Source organism: Psychroserpens citreus, from assembly GCF_055686305.1.
Genome location: NZ_CM145999.1, coordinates 1042852 through 1066515, shown reverse-complemented (window position 1 = coordinate 1066515; position 23664 = coordinate 1042852). Strand labels below are relative to the sequence as shown.

Below are 23664 nucleotides of genomic sequence, written 5' to 3'. Positions count from 1 at the left end.
TAATTATCTAAACGATACTACTCATAAAAGATATTTAAGGGCAGCATCGTTAGTTTTTGACTAATACTAAGTGTTTTTTAGTTTAGAACCCTAAACCTCCAGCAGTATTAGAATACGTCCAAGCCAATTCAGAGGTTGTAGCACCAACTGTATTAGCACCTTGTGTTACTGCTGAAGCAGTAGATCCAAAACCAGATACCGTTACAGTTTCTGCTTTGTTTACAAAAATGTCTTCAACATTTGTAACACCAGTTGGTAACGCAATTTCCCAAGCCCCAAATACTAACTCTCCATTATTGTAATTAGTAGCAACGCCATCATTATCTAATTCAACATCTGAAGACGTTTTAAATCCGTAAGCATATATATTGTTGGTAGTTCCTGTTGCACCACTTCTATAATCTGCATATTCACCATTTTCAGTTACAGTATTACCAATGATTGTTGCATTTTGTAAGGTGAAAGTACCATCAGCAGAACCTTCAGGGCCATCAATTTCGAAAGCATGGTCTGAAAAATCTCCTAGCACGACAACAGCATTATCAATGGTTCCAGAATAGGCTTGGTCAATATCTAGAGCATCGTCACCTTGAGCCCACACTAATAAGTTTGAAGCATTTACTGTTCCTCCGAAGAATTCGATACCATCATCAACATTAGCAACAACTTCTATATTATTGATTATAGTTTCATTACCAACACCGCCAAGTGTTAAACCGTTGATTTCATTTCCTTCTCCAATTAAAGCACCTCCATGACGAATTGATACATATGAAATTACTCCTGAATTATCAGCAGCATCTGCCCCTCCATATAAACCAAAAGTATCGTCAGCAGGAATCCCTTCAATTTGAGCTTCAGAAATATCTCCGGAAAATGAACAAGGCGCATTTCCTAATATGATTAATCCGCCCCAAAGACCTCTATCATTTTGGTCTAAGTTAGTACCAGCAGTTTCACCGCAAGTAATATTATCACTGGTTGACGTAAATATTATCGGTTGTGTAGCTGTTCCAATAGCATTTATTTTAGAACCTCTAGCAACAATTAAAGCAGAGGCTAAAGAACCAGTTCCAGGAGTGCCTTTAATAATAGTTCCCTCTTCAATAGTCAACGTAGCACCATTATCTACGACTACTTTTTGGTTGAGTTGATAAATATTATCGTTAGTCCATGTCGTGTTTTCAACAATAGCTCCAGTTACTGAAACTGTAGCGCATTCTTCACCGTTTCCATTTCCACCGTTATTAATAATGGTTGTTTCTTCTATAATAATTGGTGTGTCATCATCTTTAAAACATCCAGTAAATACTAGTGAAGAGATAATTAATGCAGATAATACTAATTTTTTCATGATATACTTTTTAAATAGTTTTGTAAGTAGTAATTCAGCTGCAAAGAAAAAAGAAGTGTGTAAAGTTTAAGTTAATAGGATATTAAACGTAAATCATGAAACCGTTAATTAAGTGTTATGCAGAAACCTTATTTTTTATAGAAAGGAAACATTAAATTAACATTGAAAAAGTTTATCTTGCAAAGGCTAAATTAGACCTATGAATTGGGAACACTTACTCTCCTTAAAACGATTTGGAGATACTCATAAACGCTTACGAAAAGAACAAGACGAAACACGATTAGGTTTTGAAGTTGATTATGATCGTATTATTTTTTCTTCAGAGTTTAGAAGTCTACAAGACAAGACTCAAGTGGTTCCGTTATCTAAAACAGATTTTGTTCATACTAGATTAACACACAGTTTAGAGGTTAGTGTAGTTGGGCGTTCTTTGGGGAGACGTGTAGGTCAAAAGCTTCTAGAAAAGCATCCACATTTGCGTGATGTTCATGGTTACCAAATCAATGATTTTGGAGCTATTGTTGCAGCAGCTGCTTTAGCACATGACATTGGAAATCCACCTTTTGGACATTCAGGAGAAAAAGCAATAGGCGCTTTTTTTAAGTCTGGAGAAGGTCGTTATTTTGAAGATCAACTAACTAAAAAGGAGTATGAAGATCTATGCAGTTTTGAAGGTAATGCCAATGGATTTAAAATTTTAACCGAAAGCAGACAAGGTAGAGTAGGTGGTTTAAGATTAAGTTATGCTACTTTGGGGGCTTTTACTAAGTATCCAAAAGAATCATTACCCAAAAAACCAACGCAACATATTGCTGATAAGAAATATGGCTTTTTTCAAAGCGATAAGGCTATTTTTCAAGATATAGCCGATGAGTTGGGATTAGTGAAAAGAGGTGCTAACGATAGTATAAGTTATTGTAGACATCCTTTGGTGTATTTAGTAGAGGCAGCAGATGATATTTGTTACACCATTATCGATTTTGAAGACGGTATCAATTTAGGATTAATTCAAGAAGAATACGCATTAGAATATCTTATTAATTTAGTTAGAGACTCTATTCAAACTAAAACGTATAATGCATTAGAAAATGCTCAAGACCGCTTAAGTTATTTACGTTCTTTAGCAATAAACACATTAATTAATGAAGCTGTTGAATTATTTATGACTCATGAAGAAGCCATGCTTTCTGGAACGTTTTCTAAGTCTCTAATTGATTATAGTAAGTATGAAGCTCAGATAAACGATATTATTAAGCTTAGTATTTCAAATGTCTATCAGTCTAAAGAGGTTATAGATAAAGAAATAGTAGGTTATAAGGTAATTGATGAGCTCTTATCCGTATTTTCAAAAGCAGTCGTAAATAATCTTAACGGAGAGGCGTCTAACTTTGATAAATTGATTTTGAAAAGCTTAGAAAAGCATATCGATATTAAACAAAGCACAGTTTATGAAAGCTTGATGTCTGTATGTTATTACATATCTAAAATGTCTGATTCAAATGCAATGCTTACCTATCAAAAGTTAAGAGGAAATCATTTGTAGTAAGAATATAAGATTCGCTTTATTATATATTTAATGTATTGTTGATATTAGTGTTGATAATTATTATCAAACCAGCAAGAATTACGTTAAATAATTAAGATATTTACTTTGTGAAAAGAAGGGGAGCTTGTAGAGCTCTTTTTTAATTAAACGCATTTCGTCGATAAAACTTGTATTTAGACGATGTTTTTACTATATTTGTTTCACCTAATCTTTTAAACCTACTCAAATGAAAAAAAATATTCTTGGAGCTGCGGTCATCTTTTTTGTAACTCTTGCGTTTTTGTTAATGCTTGATGACATTACAAGTAAAGGTAATCAAGAGCCGCAGATTAATACGGTTGAAGTATTAGACGTAAATGATCAAGAACAGGCAGATATTGCTACTACTGATGAGGAAGAGCAATAGAATTAAAAAATAGTTTTAAATTATCAGCATCAATCTTTATCGATTGATGTTGTTGTTTTATAGAAGCATGTTCTATAAAATAATCGGGGTGTCCTAAAGTTGTTGTAGGTACATTATACTTGTGCTTTGAAGCAAATTCTAAAATGGCACTTCCAAATCCGCCAGTTACAACCCCATCTTCAATTGTGACTACATGTTGGTGTGTTTTAAAAATTGAATGAAGTAATTGCTCATCCAAAGGTTTTACAAATCGCATATCATAATGCGATATCATTTCATTAGACTCACAAGCTGTAATCGCTTCTTCAACATTCACTGCAATCGTACCTATAGATAATACTGCTATCGTTTTTCCTTTTCTAAGAGAGACAGCCTTGCCGATTTCAATTTCAGAAAATGGCTGCCTCCAATCTAAAATATGCCCGCGGCCTCTTGGATAACGAATGGCAATTGGACCATCTATACCTTTTTGAACAGTATACATGATATTCCGTAATTCTATTTCATTTCTCGGTGCAAAAATAGCGAGATTTGGGATGCATCTTAAATACGCTAAATCAAATACTCCATGATGCGTTGCACCATCTTCACCGACCAAGCCAGCACGATCCAAACAGAAAATAACAGGAAGATTCTGAAGAGCTACATCATGAATTACCTGGTCGTACGCACGTTGTAAAAAAGTGGAATAGATATTACAAAACACAATAAGTCCTTGTGTAGCCATTCCCGCTGCCAATGTAACAGCATGTTGCTCGGCAATCCCAACATCAAAAGCACGATCAGGTATTAGATCCATCATATATTTTAACGAACTCCCAGTTGGCATGGCTGGAGTAATTCCAACAATGTTTTCGTTTTGTTGAGCCAATTCAACAATAGTATGGCCAAATACATCTTGAAACTTGGGCGCTTGAACTTTAGTGTCTTTTGGGAGTAAGTCACCGGTTGCAGCATTAAATTTGCCAGGTGCGTGGTATTTTACTTGGTTGTCTTCAGCTTGTTTTAAGCCTTTTCCTTTTGTGGTAATCACATGTAGAAACTTTGGGCCTTTTACCGATTTTAAGCGTTTTAATTCTGAAACGAGAACAGTCAAATCATGTCCGTCTATTGGACCAGAATAATTAAAATTCAAGGCTTCAAAAATATTGTCTTGATTGTCTTTCCCCGTTTTTACATTAGTCAAATATTGTTTTAGAGCACCAACACTTGGATCAATACCTATGGCATTATCATTTAAGATGACCAAAAGATTAGTATCTGTAACACCAGCGTGGTTAAGACCTTCAAAAGCCATTCCGCTGGCAATGGATGCATCTCCAATCACAGCAATATGATGTTTGTCTTCTCCTTTCAATTGTGAGGCAATTGCCATTCCCAAAGCTGCTGAAATAGATGTCGAAGAGTGCCCAACTCCAAAAGTATCATATTCGCTTTCTTCTCGTTTTGGAAACCCGCTAATACCATCTAACTGTCTATTAGTATGAAATACACCTTTTCTACCAGTTAATATTTTATGACCATAGGCTTGATGGCCAACATCCCAAATGAGTTGATCTACAGGTGTGTTAAACACATAATGTAAGGCTAAAGTTAGTTCTACAACACCAAGACTTGCGCCTAAATGACCTTCTTTTGTGGCTACAATATTAATGATAAACTCACGCAACTCTTTAGCGAGTTGAGGCAATTCATTGGGATTTAATTGTCTTAAATCTGAAGGATTATTAATATGATCTAAAAGTGGGTTTTGCACTACACAAAAATACGAGAATTAATTACTCTTCAATAACAAAAACAATAGGTAAACTGAAAAGTAAATCAACTGGCTGATTATGATGTTTTGCTGGTTTGAATTTTGGAAATTGTTGTATGACACGCCTAGCTTCATTTTCTAGTTTTGGATGAGGTGATCTTATTCTAATATTTTCAATTATTCCTTTACCATTTATTGTAAATTGAGTTAATATACGTTGCCGTCCTTTTAGACCTAATTTGGATGCTATGTCCATATCAAAATTTTGTTTTACTATCTTACTTAATCTGTTATTAAAATAGCTTTCAACCTTTTCTTCGGAAAGATTTTTTGGCGCATCTATAAAATTGGGTTTTTCATCTACTGCGTACCATGAATGAGGTTGGTCTTCATAATTTACTTCGATCATACCCTCAACTTCAGGATATTCAGGTTCAATAATTGAATCTCTAGTAGTGTCTAATACTTCACCTGTAATAACCAATCCATTAATGACTGGTATTGGAGGAGGTGGAATCTGTTTTTTATGATCAATACTATCTGCTTTGACTTTAGGAGTACAAGTTGTTGTGGAGTCCAAGTGTTGTTTTAATTCTGCTTGAGTAGAATCTATCATCTTCTCTATAATCTCAATACTCTCTATTTTTTTAGTTTGCCCTTTATCATCTGAACAACTAAACAAGGTTGTTCCCATAGCCAGTAATAAAGCTAATAAGAATATCTTATGAAAGCTTAATCGTTGCTCGAATACTACTTCGGAAATCTGTAAATTAATGGTATAAAGCTGACTTTGTTTGATATGTCCGCATATACGTTGATGCTTATTATGATGGATGAAGGTTTGAATTTCAACCGTATTCATTTTAGTGAAATCAATAACTGTTTTAGAACACGATTGACAAAATCGCCCTTTATCTCTAGGTGTCATTTCTGACCAATTTTCATGACATGGTTTAGGGATAGAGATAGAATAATGTGGTTTCATAGTTGAAAGATTTCCTAAAAAGCATCAAATTTCTTGCCGATGTATGTTAGAATCGATTAGAATTGTATTTTTACGACTATGGAAAATCCTTTTGATGACACATATTATATGAAAAAGGCCTTACAAGAAGCTGAGGATGCTTTTGATAAAGGTGAAGTTCCAGTTGGAGCTATTGTGGTTATAAATGATCGTATCATTGCCAGAGCTCATAATCTTACGGAATTATTAAACGATGTGACAGCACATGCAGAGATGCAAGCCATTACTGCTGCGGCTAATTTTTTAGGAGGAAAGTATTTATCTAATTGTACGCTATATGTGACTTTAGAGCCTTGTCAAATGTGCGCAGGTGCGTTGTATTGGAGTCAGATTTCTAAAATCGTATATGGAGCAAGAGATCATGAACGTGGATGCATAAGCTTGAAGACCAAATTGCATCCAAAAACTACAATGGTTGGTGGTGTTCTTGCTGATGAAGCTGCAGACTTACTGAAACGTTTTTTTATTCAGAAACGAAATTTGAATTAAGCCGAAACCCGCGTTAAAGATGGAGGCTTTGTTGGAACTCCTTGAAAAGAGCGACTGCCAAGAGCCTGACCTTATGTAGCTTTTGCGAAGTGAGGTAACGCCAAAAAAAGAATAAAAAAAAACGCCTAACTTTCGTTAGACGTTGAAACTTGTAATATAAAGTATATCTCTTAAAGAACTTGTACGTTAGCCGCAACCATTCCTTTTCTTCCTTCTTCTTCTGTGTACTCTACATTATCGCCTTCGCGTAACTCAACACCATTAAGGTTTGATACGTGTACGAAAATGTCTTTTCCTGTTTCTTCGTTGGTAATGAATCCAAATCCTTTTGAATCATTAAAAAATTTAACTGTTCCAGTCATTGTAAAAAAAATATATTAATTAAGATGCAAATGTACGCTATAATACAATGCGATGTGTTAATTAATTGTAATATTTTAAAATATTGAAAGCTAATAAGTTAAAAACCTAGTGTTTCATTGACTTCAAGAGAATGTAGCAAATTTAATATTTTTTCTCTCTTTGGTTTTCTCTCATCTTTTCGAGATTTTCCTGAGTAAGCATATAATCTTTAACATTTTTATCTTTCCAACGATGGTAAGTAAATAAAGGAAAAACAACAAGAAAAATACCTGTCACACCAAATCCAATAAGCTTTTGTGAGTATTCGACATCTAAAAAGTAGCCACATAAGATACTTCCAAAGGAGAGTAAAAAAGCGATGAGAATGATGTATTTCATTTGTATCAGTAATATTTTGACTTAAACTTTAATTTTTGAAACATTTCGACTGTGCTCAATATGACAAATTTAGGCTAAGATTACGATGTAAAGTTAATTAATTCGCGTCTATACGCTGTTAATAGTTTTGATTTTGATACAAAACCATAATATTTTTCATTTTTTATAACTGGTAAATTCCATGCACCTGTGTCCTGAAACTTTTTCATAACGGCTTTCATGGAATCGGTTTCATAATGAATATGTTCTGGTGGGTTATGCATAAAGGTTTCTACAGACGTTGTGTCATAGAGTGTTTGATCAAACATCACTGTTCGAATATCATCTAATAGTATAATTCCAACTAAATACTGATGTTCATCTACGACTGGAAATAAATTCCGACTAGATTTTGCAACACCTTGATGTAGCATATCTCCAAGCGACATTTCAGAATTTAAAATGGTAAAATCTTGCTCAATCACGCTATCTAATTTCATTAGCGTTAAAACAGACTGATCTTTATTATGGGTTAATAAGGCTCCTTTTTCGGCAAGTTCTTTGGTGTATATTGTGTGATCAATAGCATTTTTAGTAATGATGAATGACATGGATACGGTAATCATTAGAGGAACAAATAGTTGATAACCACCTGTGATTTCAGCGATTAAAAAAATAGCAGTTAAAGGTGCATGTAGTACACCTGCTATTAATCCAGCCATGCCTATAAGTGTAAAATTAGATTCTGAGACTTGAAATCCTAATCCGATATTATTGATAATTTTTGCTACCACATTTCCTAAAGCACTTCCCATAACCATAGTTGGAATAATAATTCCACCCGCACCACCTGCAGCAAATGTCGTGGTCATGGCTACAGCTTTAAAAATAGTAATACCGATAAGTAATGCAATAACAACCCAAATATTGTCGAGATAATCATCAAAAGGTGTTTTACCTAAGGCATGTAAATGATTTCCATCTAGAAGATCATTAATAAAACCAAAGCCTTCACCATAGAGAGGAGGTATGAAATACAGCATCACACCGATAGCTAAACCGCCTACAATTAACTTTTGTCCATTAGTTTTAAAACGTTCAAAAAATTTATAAACGGCGAAGTATATTTTTGAGAAATATATGGAAGCAATGCCTGTCCCAATACCTAGAATGATAAAAAACAAAGTGTCTCTCAATGCAAATGTTGTTGCTACATTATAATTGAATAACACTCCGTTTCCGAGGAAGAAATAAGAGGTTAATACCGACGATACTGAAGCAATAAGTAGTGGTAATAAAGACGCAAAGGTTAAATCTAAACTAAAAACTTCTACTGCAAAAATGATAGCAGCAATTGGAGATTGAAAAATAGAAGCTATGGCTCCTGCAGCTGCGCAGCCAATAAGTAGAGTTCTCGTTTTTCTATCCACATGAAAGAGTTGTCCAATATTTGAACTCACAGCGGAAGCCGAGGCAATTGCAGGTCCTAGTAATCCAACCGAACCACCAAAACCAGCAGTTAAAGGAGCTGTAATAAGAGGCAAGTAAATGCGACTTCGTTTGAGCAAGCCATCTTTTTTAGATAGAGAAAATAGTATGCTTGGTATGGCATGTTCTACTTTCTTTTTAGATACATATTTTACAAATAGATATATAAGCCATAGTCCAATAACAGGTAGTATGAAATAAATGCTATTTTGTGATACAATGATTATTTTGGAGAGTAACCATTCAATACCATAAGTGATATTTTTTATGGTCACCGAAACTAGTCCGGAAAGTAAACCAATTAAAATAGCCAATAAGAACACAAAGTTTTTTTGCGAAATGTATTTATATCGCAAAATGAGTAAGCGTTTTATTAGGTTTTGGATTGGCATGTATTAAATCTACTAAAAAATCCTGCACGGAGCAGGATTTTTAATTTATGATTTTAAATTGAGTTTTAAGCTCAACTCTGTTAATTGCTCATCATCAATTGGAGCAGGTGCATCTATCATGACATCTCGTCCATTATTATTTTTTGGGAATGCTATAAAATCACGAATGGTTTCTTGTCCGCCAAGTATCGCGACCAATCGGTCTAAACCAAAAGCGAGCCCACCATGAGGAGGTGCTCCATATTGAAACGCATCCATTAAGAATCCGAATTGTGCTTTGGCTTCTTCAGGAGTAAAGCCTAAATAATCAAACATTAAGGCTTGAGTTGCTTTGTCGTGAATACGAATAGAACCACCACCAATTTCATTTCCGTTAAGAACAAGATCATAAGCGTTAGCTTTTACAGCTCCTGGATCTGTTTTTAATAAGTCTATTTGTCCAGGTTTAGGTGATGTGAATGGATGGTGCATAGCATGGTATCGCTCAGTATCTTCATCCCACTCTAAAAGCGGGAAATCCATAACCCAAAGTGGCGCAAATTCATTAGGTTTACGTAAACCTAAACGTTCTGCTAATTCCATACGTAAGGCACTCAATTGTGCTCTAACTTTATTAGTATTTCCTGATAAAACACAGATTAAATCTCCAGCTTTAGCTCCAGTTACTTCGGCCCATTTTGCGAGATCATCTTGATCATAAAACTTATCTACAGAGGATTTGTAAGTCCCATCATCATTACATCTACAATATACCATTCCTAAGGCGCCAACTTGAGGTCGCTTTACCCAATCAATAAGTTTGTCAATCTCCTTTCTGGTATAACTATTTCCACCTGGAACAGCAATACCTACTACTAGTTCAGCAGAGTTAAAAACGTTAAACTCTTTATGTTGGGCAACTGTGTTTAGTTCTCCAAATTGCATTCCAAAACGAATGTCTGGTTTATCATTTCCGTAGAGACGCATAGCATCATCGTAAAGCATTCTAGGAAATTTTTCAATCTCAACACCATTCACTTCTTTAAGAAGATGACGTGTTAAACCTTCAAACGCATTTAAGATATCTTCTTGCTCAATAAAAGCCATTTCACAATCAATCTGTGTGAATTCTGGTTGTCTGTCGGCACGTAGATCTTCATCTCTGAAGCATTTTACAATCTGAAAATATTTGTCCATTCCGCCAACCATCAATAACTGTTTGAACGTTTGAGGGGATTGAGGAAGCGCATAAAACTGACCTTCATTCATTCTAGATGGCACGACAAAATCACGAGCTCCTTCAGGAGTAGATTTGATTAAATATGGTGTTTCAACTTCGATAAATCCTTCTTTAGATAAATAATTCCTCACTTCTTGAGTCACTTTATGTCTAAATATTAGGCTATCTTTTACTGGATTACGACGAATATCTAAATAACGATATTTCATTCGTAATTCTTCACCACCATCAGTATCATCTTCAATTGTAAAAGGTGGTAATTGCGCTTCGTTTAAAATATTTAATTCTGAAACGAGAATTTCAATATCACCCGTTGGTATATTTGGATTTTTAGAAGCACGTTCAATGACTTTGCCTTTTACTTGAATCACAAATTCTCGACCAAGTTCTTGTGCTTGTTTCATCATGTCTTTAGAGGTGCGCTCTTCGTCAAAGACCAACTGAGTTATACCATAGCGATCACGTAAATCTACCCAAACAATAAATCCTTTGTCACGAGATTTTTGAACCCAACCTGCTAGTGTGACTTCTGTATTGATGTGTGATGCTCTTAATTCACCACAATTATGACTTCTGTACATATCGAAATTTTAATCCTGCAAATTTAATCAAGTTAATCGACTATTAAAATGAAAAAGCCATAACATTGTGTTATGACTTTTTCTGCTATTAATCAAACCTTTTCTAATTCCCTAAAAAGGTTCTTGTACAATGGTTTTTAAACCAAAGTATGCTGTTAGACTTGACCTTCAAGTCGTTTATCCATATTGAAGTTTTCTTGTTGAATCATTTCAGTTGAGGATGCACGAGACCCTTTAAACCACATTTTGAGTCGTGTCACTAGATAAAATAAAATTGGAACAACTATAAGTGTCAAGAATGTTGCTATGAATAGTCCATAGATAACAGTCCAAGCTAATGGTCCCCAAAAAATCACATTATCTCCACCAACATAAATATTAGGATCAAACTCACTAAACAATGTAAAGAAGTTAATATTTAGACCTGTCGCAAGAGGGATTAATCCCAAAATTGTTGTGATTGCAGTTAATAATACTGGACGTAAACGGGCTTTTCCACCTTTGACTATGGCATTAATTAAATCCTCTTTGATTAAGTATTGATCATCTTCAATGTCTTTTTCTAGTTTCTTTCTATCTATAAGGAGTTGAGTATAGTCTAAAAGTACAACACCATTATTTACTACAATTCCTGCAAGAGATATGATACCCATCATCGTCATCATAATAACAAACGCATTACCTGTTATAATTAAACCACCGAACACACCAATAAGACTCAAGAAAATAGCTAACATGATAATACCAGGCTTTGAGATGGAATTAAACTGAAATATTAAAATGAAGAAAATTAAGGCTAAGCCAAAAAGGAATGCAGTCATTAAAAACGCCATTTGCTTATTTTGTTCTTCAATTTGTCCCGTATAATCTACGCTAACACCATCAGGTTTTTCAGTAAAACTCTGCATTTCATTTTGTATTTGAGATACAATAGCAGCTGCATCAGTATATCCAGGTGCTAATGCCGAATATAACGTCACTACTCGTTTTACATCGCGATGTTTTATAGCACTAAATCCAGAAGTGTTATTTTGTTTGGCAACAGCAGAGACAGGAATCTCTCGTATTTGTCCGCTAGCCATGTCTCTAAAGGTTATTTTCTGGTTGAAAATTGCACTTTGATTATAGCGATTCTCCTCGTTGAAGCGAACATAAATATCATAATCTTCTCCTGCTTCTTTATAAATTCCTGCTTTGGCACCAAAGACAGCATTTCGTAATTGTTGACCAACTTGCCCAGCAGACACCCCTAATTCACCAGCTTTTTCACGATCTACAACAACTTGCATCGCAGGTTTAGAGCGATTCACGTCGATTTTTAATTCATCGATACCTTGGATGTTTTTAGAGTTAATATAGTCGCGCATTTTTTCTGCTGTTGTAATTAGCTCGGCATAATTATCACCTTCTAATTCTAAATTAATTGGCGCACCAGCAGGAGGTCCAACAGGGTCTTTTTCAACAGAAATTGTAACACCAGGATAAATATCTTTTAATGCCTCTTGAATATTTTTATAAAGCACTTTACTATCTTGGCCTTCTCTAAATTTAAATTCACGCATGGTTGCCGTGATTTTTCCGCGATGAGGCATTTCGGCAGCAGAACCACCATCGGTTTGAGGATTTCCTGCGCCTTCACCAACTTGGGATACCGCACTTTCTGTCATGAAATTATAAGTTCCCTTTTTATAAGCATCCTCATTGATAATACTATAAACGCGTTCTTCTACTTCTTTGGTTATTGCGTTGGTTTTATTAATATCGGTTCCTTCAGGGTATTCGATATACACTATAATTTGATTAGGTGTATTATCCGGGAAAAATTCGACTTTGGTACGTTGAGTTCCAATCGACATTCCAAAGCCCATAAAAGCAATAATTAGCAAAAGAAAAGTGCCTATAGTAATAGCGCCAGGTTTTTTTCCGCTCAAAGCAGCACGCAAAACTTTTTCATAAAATTGTTCCCATCTTGGTAATACTTTATTTTGAAAGCCATTGGCCCAATTTCTGAGGAATAGTCTGTAAGCCCAAAGTAATATGGCAGTAACTACCATTACAGACCCTAAAGCTCGATATGCTCCTCCAAATAGGATGATTAACAGGCCAATACCAATTAGAATTGAAGAGATTATAACCATATTTTTAACTGGCATTTCTTTATCTTCTGTTTTCATAAAGCGAGATACCAAAACAGAGTTAAAGAAAATTGCAACAAATAAGGACGACCCTAATACTACAGATAATGTAATCGGGAAGTACTTCATAAATTGTCCCATAACTCCAGGCCATAATCCAAGAGGGATAAAAGCTGCAACTGTTGTCGCTGTAGAAATGATAATTGGAAATGCAATTTCACCAATACCCTTCTTAGCTGCTTCCATACGACTCATACCTTCTTTATCCATTAGACGATAAACATTTTCAACTACCACAATTCCATTATCGACTAACATTCCTAATCCCATAATTAATCCGAAGAGAATCATGGTATTCATAGTATATCCAAGAAGATCCAATATCATTAAGGACATAAACATCGACATTGGGATTGCGAATCCTACAAATAAAGCATTTTTAAAGCCTAAAAAGAACATTAATACTGTGACAACGAGTATGATTCCGAAAATGATATTATTTACCAAATCGTCTACTTGCCCGATTGTTTTTGCAGATTGGTCATTAGCAATCGTCACCGATAAATCTGGCGGAAAGTAATTGGCTTTAGCGTTGTCTACAATCTCAACAATTTGTTCTGCAGCGGCAACCATGTTTTTTCCAGAACGTTTTTTAACATCTAGCATCACAACAGGAGCTCCAAATTCTCGAGCATAAGTTGTTTTGTCTTCATCTTTAAAGGTTACAGTTGCTACATCTTTAAGATAGATGGCATTTCCATTTTCAGATTTTACGACAAAATTTTCTAATTCTGAAGGCTTCTCAATTTCGCCTATAACTCGTATGGTTCGACGTTGACCACTAGTAATTAGATTACCTGCAGACATGGTCATATTTTCATTACTGATGGCTCCAATAAGGTCATTAAAACTTACTTGAGCGGCCATCATTTTATAAATGTCTACTGCAACTTCAACTTCTTTCTCCTGAGCACCACGGATGTCTACAGCTTTAATTTCTTTGAGACTTTCTATTTTGTTTTCAAGATACTCTCCATAGGTTTTAAGCTTTTCAACAGGATAATCTCCAGAAATATTAATATTAAGAATCGGAATTTCCTCAGACATACTTAAGTCGAAAATATTTGGCTCAACTTTAGCACCATTAAAGGTTGGCCAATCTTCACCAGAAGTTTCTGAGTCTACTTCATCTTTTATTTTTTGCTTTGCAGCCTCAACGGTAATGTTTTCGTCAAACTCAACAATGATAATAGAATAATCTTCTTGAGATGTAGAGGTAATCTCTACGACATTACTAACTGTTTTTATTTTATCTTCAATGGGGTCTGTAATTAACTTTTCAATATCTTCAGCTGTATTTCCTGGATAAACTGAACTGATGTAAATTTTAGTTTCTTTAATCTCAGGGAAATTTTCTCTAGGCATATTGAAATATGCTTTTCCACCAAAAAACAGGATTACAGCAATCAAAACATACATTGTTGTTTTATTATTGATGGCCCACGATGATAATCCAAACTCTTTGTTTACTTTATTTTGTTTTTTCTGTTTTGTCATGAGTAGTTTAGATTATTTAGTTTCATCATAATCAAGAATCTTAACATCTTGCCCGTCTTTTACACTTCTTGCGCCTTCTTGAATAATGTTATTTCCACTTTCTAAACCAGATAACACTTCAATATCGTCACCCTGTGTTTTACCTGTTGTAATAATGACACGTTGTGCTTTAGCTTTTCCTTCAGATGTACCCGAAACAGTATACACGTATTGGTCTCCATTTGCATTTTCTGAAATGATGCTTTGAGGAATAAGAATGGCTTTTTCGTTGGTATAATCATTAATTTTAAGTTTAGCTGTTAAGTTTGGTTTTATAGAATTATCCTTATTTGGAATAGCAACCTCTACTTTAAATGTTCGGTTAGCCGGATTGATAAAGTTGCCAGCCTGTCTTATTTTTGCCTCTAGTGATGTACCTAGAATAGGGAATTCTACCTGTACTTCTTTTCCGGGAGTTACATTAGAAATGTAACGTTCTGGAACGTCAGTTTCGATATACATATCATCTAGATTTACAATTCTAAATAATTGAGATTGACCAGGTGCAACTACACTTCCTTGTTCTGTTATGACATCATCAATTGTGCCTGAAAAAGGAGCTCTAACAATAGTTTTACTTATTTGTTGCTGTAACTGGTTTACGGCTTTTTGTTGCGCTTCGTAACTTGATTTAGCTTGTAAATATTGAATTTCACTGCCAATTTTTTGATTCCATAAACGTTCTTGGCGTTCAAAAGTGGTTTTTGCTAAATCGGCCTGAATTTGCAATTGAGCGACTTGTTGACTTAATCCTCCATCGTCTATTTTTGCAAGCATTTGTCCTTTTTTAACTTTTTGTCCCTCTTTAACATAGACTTGAGTTAAAATTCCTGAGTACTCTGGGAAGATTACCAAATTTTGTTTTGTGCTCACATTACCTTGAAGTTCAATAAAATGGTTAAAGACATTTTCCTTAGTTTGAATAGTAGTTACTAATGGAATTTTTTCTTGAGGGTCTAACACTTTAATTTTGTCTTCAAGTGTTTTTATTTGAGCCGCTAATGCTTGTTGTTCGGCATCTAATGTTGCTTTTTTACTTCGTATTTTTTCTAAATCATTAGTGGCAATAATGTCATCTACGCTTTGCGTTTTATTATTTCCACAAGAAACGAGTATAAGTGTGAATAATGATATGGCTATGATATGTTTCATTTGATAATGCGTTTAATTGTTGATTGGTGTATTTAATACAGTTTCTAATGCTGCTTTTGAATTGATGACATCCAACATGGCCTGAAGTAATTCTTGCTGTGCTGAATATAATTGTGTTTGTGCTTGTCTGAGTTCGAAACTAGACCCAATACCTTCAAAAAATTTCGTTTGGTTTTTAGTCTCTATTCGCTCTGCAAGTGCAAGATTATTTTTTTTGTTTTCATAGTCTTCAACAGCAAATTTAAAATCACTTTTTGCTGATGCTATTTGAAGCTTTATGGTTTGTTCGACTTCTAATAAATCGTCTTCGGCTTTTTCTAAATTAATTTTTGCACGTTGTGTACGAGCATTTTTTAATCCAGATCCAAAAATTGGGATGTCTATATTGAACCCAAATGCTGCTGTTCCAGCCCATGCTTGATTGCTATCAAGAAATCTAAATTTATCATTGTTGCCTATATATGATGCTGTAACAAAGCCACTAATGGTAGGTAATGCTCTGCTCTGCTCTAACTTCACTAATAATTCTTTAGATACTTTATCATTGTCGGCAATTTTGTAGTCAATGGTGTTTTCAATATTGCTATCACCTTCAATTAAACCTAATTGCAAATTCATGACAGCTAGTGTTTCAAGATTATCACTAAGAACAGTTGGGTTATCGACATCTAAGCCCAAAGAGATATTAAACATTTGATAAGCGATATCCTTTAATCGCTGCGTATTGCTCAAACTACTTTGAACTCCAGAAAGTGTAATTTGAAGTTGTTCTACACTTTCTTCTTCTTCTAAACCATTTTCGTATATTTTAGTAATTTCATTTAGGTTTTTTTCAAGCACTTCAATGTTGCGTTCTAAAATGAGGATACTCTCTTCTGCCAGCAAAACATTGCCATAGGCATTAATAACGCCTTTACGGACTTCTAAATCGGTTTTTACTTTAGCGTTTTCTGAAATTTCTAAAAAAACTTTTGCTGATTGCAATCCTACTAAATATGAACCATCAAAAATGAGTTGATTTAACGTAACTGAAGGTGTCATGTTTTGTTTGGCACCAATATCTTCTATCCCATCATTGTTAAAATCAATTCCAGGGAATTGGCGTTCAATATTGTTGACATAGCTTATTTGTCCGTTTATTTGTGGTAATCCAGTAGCTATGGTTTCCCACTTTTGTTTTTTTGCGGCTTCAATATCACGACTAGCGTTTTTTGATTGCCTGTTGTTTTCTATCGCATAATCTATAGCTTCTTTTAAACTGAAACTTGAAGGAGTGTCTTGGGCAAAACCAAAACTAAAACCTAGAAGCAATAGATAAATTACACTGTTTTTCATTTCGTATTTTTAAATTGTTTATGATTGATGTTTAGATATAAATTGACTTAATACGCGTTTTCCTTTATCTGTGGCGATGCCTCTTAAATGATATTCTAAATAATTATCCATAAGCATGTTCATAGAAAAGATTTTTAAAGGGAACAAATCCTTATCTTTAATAGCTAGTATAGAATTGAAATAAATTCGGGTTATGAATTCTATATTAATCGTGTCTCTGTATAATTCTTGGTCAATGCCACGACGTAAGTTTTCTTGAACACAATCATACATCACTTCAAACTGCTTGTCTCTAAGTGTTTTGTAAATTTTTGGATAATATTTTTGAAGTTGATATTGAGGTGAGGATTTTTCATCTTTTAAATGCTCCATTACAAAGCGTTTGATATCATAAAGCTCTTCAATTGGATTTTTTTCAAGAGCACAAATACAATCAATGCCATGTGATATTAACTCAAACATGTGCATTGTTGTGACTTCTATGAGCTTTGTTTTATTAGGAAAGTGCACATAAATGGTTTTTTTAGAAATTCCCATTTCGTTCGCAATGTCATCCATAGTCACACTTTTAAACCCAAGGTTTAAAAATAGTTCTGCAGATTTAAGTATTATTTTCTCTTTCATGATGGGGCAAAGATAAGAATGGAAACTTTAAAAACAATAAAAGTTTCCAAAGTTTTAATCTTTTTTTAACATTGCGTTAAAGAGTTGTGTTTGGTTTATGCATTTACATTATTTTTGCACAATGCAAAATATTTTATCCTATCACGACACTTTTGTTGAGTATTTAAAGACTTTTATAAAACCTAAAGATCCTAAAACGCTTTACGAACCAATCAGTTATATTTTACAACTAGGAGGTAAACGCTTACGTCCTATATTAACCCTTATGACAGCTGAAATTTTTGGTTGTGACTATAAGAGAGCATTAAACGCAGCTTTGAGTGTTGAGGTGTTTCATAATTTTTCGCTTGTACATGATGATATAATGGATGATGCTCCATTACGACGAGGACAAGTTACAGTTCATGAAAAATGGGATGTGAATACTGGGATTTTGTCTGGTGATGCTATGCTTATAATGGCCTATCAATTGTTTGAAAATTATAATTCGAATGTATTTCAACAGCTAGCAAAATTATTCAGTAAAACAGCCTTAGAAGTATGTGAAGGGCAGCAGTATGATGTGGATTTTGAGACTAGAGATGATGTGACTATCCCTGAGTATTTAAAAATGATAGAATACAAAACTGCTGTTTTAGTAGGAGCCGCTATGAAAATGGGAGCAATTGTTGCTGAGGCATCAGAAGAATGTCAGAATTCGATTTATGAATTTGGAAAAAATCTGGGTATTGCATTTCAATTACAGGATGATTATCTCGATGCTTTTGGAGATCCAAAAACGTTTGGAAAGCAAGTTGGAGGTGATATTATAGAAAATAAAAAAACATACTTATATCTTAAGGCTTTAGAGTTTTCTGAAGCTGGAGACGTATTACAACTTCAACATTTATATGGAGTGAGTCCTTCTGATCCTATAGAAAAAATTGAAACGGTAAAGCAATTATTTGTGTCGAGTGGTTCAGCAGAAGCCACTAAAGCTGAAATTAAAAATTATACGAATAAGGCATTTTCAGTATTAAATTCTATAAAAATTTCTGAAGAAAATAAAATTGCACTTCGTACGTTTGGTAGTGATTTAATGAATCGAAACGTTTAAATGAAATTACCTGCTACGTTTGAGAATCTCATTCAGCAAGCTGAAGATTTAGACCTCTATTCAAAACTTATTAAACAAATCAATAAGGATTTTTTATTGGCTAATATTGACGTCGACTTTACAGAAGATATTTTGCCTTCCAGCATGAAATATTTGTTGCATGAAGAAATTTACAAACTCATCCAGGAGAAATTTGCTGAATATTTAAACTTGCTTTACATCATTGATGTTTCCGAAGAAAAGATTAGGGAATTAGATGGAACTGACACTTTAAAATTGTCTGAAGAGGTCACATTTTTAATACTACAACGTGAGTGGCAAAAGGTATGGTTCAAAAGCCATTATGGAGCTAAATAAGCTAGAAGAATACTCTAACAAAAGGCATCCAAGGATCTGCATAAACACTTTTACCTCTATCATAAAGTAAATCATATCGCATGCCAATAGTAATATTATTAGCTCGATATCCTAAGCCAACAAATAACGCTGGTACCCAGTAATTTCGGTCTTCGAAGAGATTGTTATCAAACTTTTGATTAACGTTTAACTCCTCAAATTCACCTGAGACTTGTAATTCTGGAATAGGATTATACAATCCAATCATACTAGCGCCTAAGATGGTAGAACTGTAGTTGTTTTTTAAACTATTATATGTGCCGTTTAATCCAACACCAAGCCCGAAATCAGAATTAAACTGGTAAATGGCACTTGGAGCTAAGGTGCCGCTAAAAAAACCATCTCCAAAACTCAATCCTATCCCTCCTCCAAAACGAACATGTTTCCAAAAGGTATTGTTATCATCTTTATTTTGACTAAAAGAAGCTATTGAGAATGTCAATAAAATGACAAATAGGAACAATGTTTTTGATTGAAAAAGGCTAGAAAATTTCATATTCCAAATTTTGAGTTAAATAACTTCTATAAATATATCAAAATCACCCCTATTTTTAGTAATTGTTGTATTTTTGTTTAAATTTTGTTGAAGCGAAAACGACTTACACCAAATAATGGATAAATATTCCTTTTTAAACGCAGCACATACAGCATACTTTGCTGATTTATACGAACAATACCAAAAAAATCCAGATTCTGTTGAACCAAGTTGGAGAGCCTTTTTTCAAGGTTACGATTTTGGAAGTGAGAGTTATGGAATGGATGGAAACATTGTAGAAGGGGTTTCTGCACAAATTCCTGAACATGTTCAGAAAGAATTTCAAGTTGTAAAATTAATTGACGGTTATAGAAGTAGAGGGCATTTATTTACAAAAACTAACCCTGTTCGAGAACGCCGTAAGTATACACCAACTCTTGATATAGAGAATTTCGGTTTGTCAAAAGCAGATTTAGATACTGAATTTAATGCTGGCGAAACGCTTGGGATTGGGAAACAGACCTTAAGATTAATAATTCAACATTTAGAGAGTATTTATTGTGATTCTATTGGTGTAGAGTATATGTATATTAGAAATCCATTAGAAATTCAATGGATTCAAAATAAGTTAAACATTAATGATAATCAACCAAGGTTTTCAGCTGATGAAAAGAAATATATTCTCAAAAAATTAAACGAAGCGGTTTCTTTTGAAAGCTTTTTACATACCAAGTATGTAGGGCAAAAACGATTTTCATTAGAAGGGAATGAGTCTTTGATTCCTGCCTTAGATACGCTTATTGAAAGTGCAGCTAATCATGGTGTCAAAGAATTTGTTATGGGGATGGCACATCGAGGTCGATTAAGTACTTTGACTAATATCTTTGGAAAGTCTGCAAAAGATATCTTTAGTGAGTTTGATGGAAAAGATTACGAGCAAAAGGTTTTTGATGGAGATGTGAAATACCATTTAGGATGGACGAGTAATCGTGTTACAGATAACGGAAAGGAGATAAATTTAAATATAGCTCCAAACCCATCACATTTAGAAACAGTAGGTGCAGTTGTTGAAGGGATTGCTCGAGCAAAACAAGATGATAAATACAAAAATGATCCATCACAGGTATTGCCAATAGTTGTCCATGGTGATGCTGCAATATCTGGACAAGGACTTGTATACGAACTTGTTCAAATGGCCAAATTAGATGGTTATAAAACAAATGGTACCATTCATATCGTGGTTAATAATCAAATTGGTTTTACTACCAATTACCTTGATGGACGCTCAAGTACTTATTGTACTGATGTTGGTAAGGTCACATTATCTCCTGTATTGCATGTTAATGCAGATGATGCCGAAGCTGTAGTCCATGCTATGTTATTTGCACTCCATTTTCGTATGAAATTTAAGCGTGATGTGTTTATCGATTTATTAGGCTATCGAAAATATGGTCATAATGAAGGTGATGAGCCTCGATTTACACAACCTAAATTGTATAAGGCGATATCAAAACACCAAAACCCAAGAGATATTTACGCAGCAAAATTGTTAGCTGAAGGTGTGATTGATAAGAGTTATGTTTCTCAATTAGAAAAAGAATACAAGGATAAGCTTGAAGAGAATCTTGAAGATTCTAGAAAAATAGATAAAACGGTAATTACACCATTTATGGAAGACGAATGGGTAGATTTCCAAACGGTTATTGAAGATAAAATGCTTCAACCGGTAGATACAACATATCCAAAAGAAGGATTGGAAAAAATCACTAAAGTGATTTCAAATTTACCTGAAGATAAAAAGTTTATTCGCAAAATTGAACGTCTAGTTCAATCCCGTCAAAAAATGTATGATGACGATAAATTGGATTGGGCAATGGCAGAGCATTTAGCATATGGTACTTTACTCGAAGAAGGTTACGATGTGCGTATATCTGGCCAAGATGTAGAACGTGGGACATTTTCTCATCGTCACGCCGTAGTTAAAGTTGAGGATAGTGAGGAAGAAATTTTGTTATTAAATCAAATTAGTGAGTCTCAAGGTAATTTCTATATCTACAATTCTTTACTTTCAGAATATGGAGTTGTTGGTTTTGATTATGGTTATGCTATGGCTAGCCCAAAAACACTTACGATTTGGGAAGCTCAATTTGGAGATTTTAGTAATGGTGCGCAGATAATGCTCGATCAATATATTTCGGCAGCTGAAGACAAATGGAAGCTTCAAAATGGTTTAGTGATGCTACTACCTCACGGTTATGAAGGTCAAGGTGCTGAGCATTCTTCTGGTAGAATGGAGCGTTACTTACAGTTATGTGCTAAAGATAATATGTTTGTTATGGATTGCACAACACCAGCAAATATGTATCACTTGCTTCGCAAGCAAATGAAAGCAGAATTTAGAAAGCCTTTAATTGTATTTACACCTAAGAGTTTATTGCGTCATCCGTTAGTGGTGTCTACCGTTGATGATTTTGCTAACGGAAGTTTCCAAATGGTAATTGATGATACAACCGTCAAAGCCGATAAAGTAAAAACATTGGTATTTGTTACAGGTAAGTTTTATTATGATTTATTTGAGCAACGTGATGTATTAAAAAGAGATGACGTGGCTTTGGTTAGAATCGAACAATTATTCCCATTGCCAGAACAACAAATCAAAGACATCATAGCTAAGTATAAAAATGTAGATGATATGGTTTGGGCTCAAGAAGAGCCTAGAAATATGGGAGCATACAGTCATATGCTTATGCATCTAGATGAAGCAAAAAGATTCAGGGCAGCAACACGTAGACCTTATGGTGCACCTGCTGCAGGGAGTAGTGTAAGGTCTAAAAAACGTCATCAGGAAGTTATTGATTTTGTATTTGATAAAGCTAAAAATAATCAACGCTAGATGAGAAAAGTTGTATTCATATTATGCTTGATTAGTACTACGTTTTTGTTTTCTCAAGAAAAGGAAAACTATAATGTATTAGTGTCTCATTTTAAAACATTATATAATGATGACAATCATCAAGGTATATTTGATTTATTTAATAATGAAATGCAAAAGGCCTTACCTTTAGATAAAACTCAGGCGTTTTTCTCAGATATGAAATCGCGATTGGGTCAGATTAAATCTATAGAATTTAATACACTTAAACAAGGTGTTGCCCATGTTTACAAAACAACATTTGATTCTGAACTTAGAGATGTTTTGTTTTATTTAGATGATACAGATAAAATTGGAGGTTTACTAGTATCTCCTCACAAGCCTAATAATCTTCCGGTTATAGAAAGAAATATTACAAAAATGATCATCCCTTTTAATGAAGAAGTTTTTGTGTTTTGGGGTGGAGAAAATGTAAAACAAAACTATCATGTGGCTTACGATAATCAGAAGTATGCCTATGATATCATGATAATGAAAGATGGTGTGTCTCACAAAGGAGATCCAAAAGTAAATTCAAATTATTTTGTATTTGGGAAAGAGATTATTGCACCTTGTGATGCTACAGTAGTAAAAGTGATAACTGGAGTTAAAGATAATATTCCAGGAGAACTTAATCCAGAGCAATTAACAGGAAATACCATTGTTTTACAAACCGAAAATGAAGAATATATCTTGTTTGCGCATTTAAAAGAAAAGTCAATTCTAGTAAAAGAAGGTCAAAAAGTGAAACAAGGTGAAGTTATGGGGCAATGTGGAAATTCTGGAAATACTACAGAAGCTCATTTGCATTTAAGTCTTCAAAATGTCGCAGACATGAATATCGCAACAGGAGGAAAACTTTATTTTGAGAACATACAAGTTAACGGAGACATAAAAAACGATTACCTTCCAGTTAAGGGAGATGTTATAAAAAATATAAACTGATACAAACGCTAAAATAAAATTATA

19 protein-coding genes are annotated in these 23664 nt (G+C 34.2%); 7 read left to right on the top strand and 12 right to left on the bottom strand.

Annotated elements, in window-relative coordinates; translation table 11 throughout:
- Nucleotides 1-82 precede the first annotated feature (82 nt).
- A complete protein-coding gene (locus ACTU6T_RS04795; protein ID WP_460220122.1) occupies nt 83-1354 on the bottom strand; it encodes a hypothetical protein in 1272 nt (423 codons plus the stop codon).
- 199 nt (nt 1355-1553) lie between these two features.
- On the opposite strand from ACTU6T_RS04795, the gene ACTU6T_RS04790 reads away from it, so the two are divergent.
- Complete coding sequence (locus tag ACTU6T_RS04790; protein ID WP_460220121.1) at nt 1554-2897, top strand: deoxyguanosinetriphosphate triphosphohydrolase; 1344 nt, start codon at nt 1554-1556, stop codon at nt 2895-2897.
- Nucleotides 2898-3126: 229 nt separating this feature from the next.
- A complete protein-coding gene (locus ACTU6T_RS04785; RefSeq protein WP_460220120.1) occupies nt 3127-3306 on the top strand; it encodes a hypothetical protein in 180 nt (59 codons plus the stop codon).
- Here ACTU6T_RS04785 and ACTU6T_RS04780 read toward each other — a convergent pair.
- A complete protein-coding gene (locus tag ACTU6T_RS04780) occupies nt 3284-5062 on the bottom strand; it encodes a 1-deoxy-D-xylulose-5-phosphate synthase (RefSeq protein ID WP_460220119.1) in 1779 nt (592 codons plus the stop codon). The genes ACTU6T_RS04785 and ACTU6T_RS04780 overlap by 23 nt on opposite strands.
- 22 nt (nt 5063-5084) lie before the next feature.
- Complete coding sequence (locus ACTU6T_RS04775) at nt 5085-6047, bottom strand: energy transducer TonB (RefSeq protein WP_460220118.1); 963 nt, start codon at nt 6045-6047, stop codon at nt 5085-5087.
- A 78-nt stretch (nt 6048-6125) separates the two neighbouring features.
- On the opposite strand from ACTU6T_RS04775, the gene ACTU6T_RS04770 reads away from it, so the two are divergent.
- Complete coding sequence (locus ACTU6T_RS04770) at nt 6126-6575, top strand: nucleoside deaminase (RefSeq protein WP_460220117.1); 450 nt, start codon at nt 6126-6128, stop codon at nt 6573-6575.
- Nucleotides 6576-6745: 170 nt separating this feature from the next.
- Here the strand turns inward: ACTU6T_RS04770 and ACTU6T_RS04765 are convergent, their stop codons facing one another.
- From ACTU6T_RS04765 to ACTU6T_RS04730, 8 genes are all read right to left on the bottom strand, one after another.
- On the bottom strand, nt 6746-6937 hold the full coding sequence (locus ACTU6T_RS04765) for a cold-shock protein (protein ID WP_008269621.1): 192 nt from the start codon (nt 6935-6937) through the stop codon (nt 6746-6748).
- A 142-nt stretch (nt 6938-7079) separates the two neighbouring features.
- A complete protein-coding gene (locus ACTU6T_RS04760) occupies nt 7080-7316 on the bottom strand; it encodes a hypothetical protein (protein WP_460220116.1) in 237 nt (78 codons plus the stop codon).
- Between the two features lie 80 nt (nt 7317-7396).
- Entirely contained in the window at nt 7397-9175 is a 1779-nt protein-coding gene (locus tag ACTU6T_RS04755; RefSeq protein WP_460220115.1) for a chloride channel protein, read from the bottom strand.
- 45 nt (nt 9176-9220) lie between these two features.
- Entirely contained in the window at nt 9221-10975 is a 1755-nt protein-coding gene (aspS, locus tag ACTU6T_RS04750) for an aspartate--tRNA ligase (protein WP_460220114.1), read from the bottom strand.
- A gap of 155 nt (nt 10976-11130) precedes the next feature.
- Nucleotides 11131-14667, bottom strand: coding sequence for an efflux RND transporter permease subunit (locus ACTU6T_RS04745; RefSeq protein ID WP_460220113.1), 3537 nt, complete (start codon nt 14665-14667; stop codon nt 11131-11133).
- Between the two features lie 12 nt (nt 14668-14679).
- Nucleotides 14680-15858 carry an efflux RND transporter periplasmic adaptor subunit gene (locus tag ACTU6T_RS04740; RefSeq protein WP_460220112.1) on the bottom strand — a complete coding sequence of 393 codons (1179 nt, stop codon included), beginning with the start codon at nt 15856-15858 and terminating at the stop codon, nt 14680-14682.
- 12 nt (nt 15859-15870) lie between these two features.
- A complete protein-coding gene (locus tag ACTU6T_RS04735; protein WP_460220111.1) occupies nt 15871-17193 on the bottom strand; it encodes a TolC family protein in 1323 nt (440 codons plus the stop codon).
- 18 nt (nt 17194-17211) lie between these two features.
- Nucleotides 17212-17817, bottom strand: coding sequence for a TetR/AcrR family transcriptional regulator (locus ACTU6T_RS04730; RefSeq protein ID WP_460220110.1), 606 nt, complete (start codon nt 17815-17817; stop codon nt 17212-17214).
- A 121-nt stretch (nt 17818-17938) separates the two neighbouring features.
- Here ACTU6T_RS04730 and ACTU6T_RS04725 point away from each other — a divergent pair, with 121 nt between their 5' ends.
- Nucleotides 17939-18913, top strand: coding sequence for a polyprenyl synthetase family protein (locus ACTU6T_RS04725; protein ID WP_460220109.1), 975 nt, complete (start codon nt 17939-17941; stop codon nt 18911-18913).
- Nucleotides 18914-19270 (top strand): hypothetical protein, encoded by a 357-nt coding sequence (locus ACTU6T_RS04720; RefSeq protein ID WP_460220108.1) that lies wholly within the window; start codon nt 18914-18916, stop codon nt 19268-19270. It abuts the gene before it with no gap.
- A gap of 1 nt (nt 19271) precedes the next feature.
- Here the strand turns inward: ACTU6T_RS04720 and ACTU6T_RS04715 are convergent, their stop codons facing one another.
- Nucleotides 19272-19805, bottom strand: coding sequence for an alpha-ketoglutarate decarboxylase (locus ACTU6T_RS04715; RefSeq protein ID WP_460220107.1), 534 nt, complete (start codon nt 19803-19805; stop codon nt 19272-19274).
- A 115-nt stretch (nt 19806-19920) separates the two neighbouring features.
- Between ACTU6T_RS04715 and ACTU6T_RS04710 the strand changes: the two genes are divergently transcribed.
- Nucleotides 19921-22677 (top strand): 2-oxoglutarate dehydrogenase E1 component, encoded by a 2757-nt coding sequence (locus ACTU6T_RS04710; RefSeq protein ID WP_460220106.1) that lies wholly within the window; start codon nt 19921-19923, stop codon nt 22675-22677.
- A complete protein-coding gene (locus tag ACTU6T_RS04705; protein WP_460220105.1) occupies nt 22678-23640 on the top strand; it encodes a peptidoglycan DD-metalloendopeptidase family protein in 963 nt (320 codons plus the stop codon).
- Nucleotides 23641-23664 lie beyond the last annotated feature (24 nt).

Excerpts from the sequence above, each read along its gene's own strand:
- ACTU6T_RS04725 (WP_460220109.1), top strand. The coding sequence starts at position 17,939 with ATGCAAAATATTTTATCCTATCACGACACTTTTGTTGAGTATTTAAAG.
- ACTU6T_RS04715 (WP_460220107.1), bottom strand. The coding sequence starts at position 19,805 with ATGAAATTTTCTAGCCTTTTTCAATCAAAAACATTGTTCCTATTTGTC.
- ACTU6T_RS04705 (WP_460220105.1), top strand. The coding sequence starts at position 22,678 with ATGAGAAAAGTTGTATTCATATTATGCTTGATTAGTACTACGTTTTTG.
- ACTU6T_RS04790 (WP_460220121.1), top strand. The coding sequence starts at position 1,554 with ATGAATTGGGAACACTTACTCTCCTTAAAACGATTTGGAGATACTCAT.
- ACTU6T_RS04730 (WP_460220110.1), bottom strand. The coding sequence starts at position 17,817 with ATGAAAGAGAAAATAATACTTAAATCTGCAGAACTATTTTTAAACCTT.
- ACTU6T_RS04710 (WP_460220106.1), top strand. The coding sequence starts at position 19,921 with ATGGATAAATATTCCTTTTTAAACGCAGCACATACAGCATACTTTGCT.
- ACTU6T_RS04765 (WP_008269621.1), bottom strand. The coding sequence starts at position 6,937 with ATGACTGGAACAGTTAAATTTTTTAATGATTCAAAAGGATTTGGATTC.
- ACTU6T_RS04720 (WP_460220108.1), top strand. The coding sequence starts at position 18,914 with ATGAAATTACCTGCTACGTTTGAGAATCTCATTCAGCAAGCTGAAGAT.
- ACTU6T_RS04760 (WP_460220116.1), bottom strand. The coding sequence starts at position 7,316 with ATGAAATACATCATTCTCATCGCTTTTTTACTCTCCTTTGGAAGTATC.
- ACTU6T_RS04795 (WP_460220122.1), bottom strand. The coding sequence starts at position 1,354 with ATGAAAAAATTAGTATTATCTGCATTAATTATCTCTTCACTAGTATTT.
- ACTU6T_RS04785 (WP_460220120.1), top strand. The coding sequence starts at position 3,127 with ATGAAAAAAAATATTCTTGGAGCTGCGGTCATCTTTTTTGTAACTCTT.
- ACTU6T_RS04745 (WP_460220113.1), bottom strand. The coding sequence starts at position 14,667 with ATGACAAAACAGAAAAAACAAAATAAAGTAAACAAAGAGTTTGGATTA.
- ACTU6T_RS04740 (WP_460220112.1), bottom strand. The coding sequence starts at position 15,858 with ATGAAACATATCATAGCCATATCATTATTCACACTTATACTCGTTTCT.
- aspS (WP_460220114.1), bottom strand. The coding sequence starts at position 10,975 with ATGTACAGAAGTCATAATTGTGGTGAATTAAGAGCATCACACATCAAT.
- ACTU6T_RS04755 (WP_460220115.1), bottom strand. The coding sequence starts at position 9,175 with ATGCCAATCCAAAACCTAATAAAACGCTTACTCATTTTGCGATATAAA.
- ACTU6T_RS04735 (WP_460220111.1), bottom strand. The coding sequence starts at position 17,193 with ATGAAAAACAGTGTAATTTATCTATTGCTTCTAGGTTTTAGTTTTGGT.
- ACTU6T_RS04770 (WP_460220117.1), top strand. The coding sequence starts at position 6,126 with ATGGAAAATCCTTTTGATGACACATATTATATGAAAAAGGCCTTACAA.
- ACTU6T_RS04775 (WP_460220118.1), bottom strand. The coding sequence starts at position 6,047 with ATGAAACCACATTATTCTATCTCTATCCCTAAACCATGTCATGAAAAT.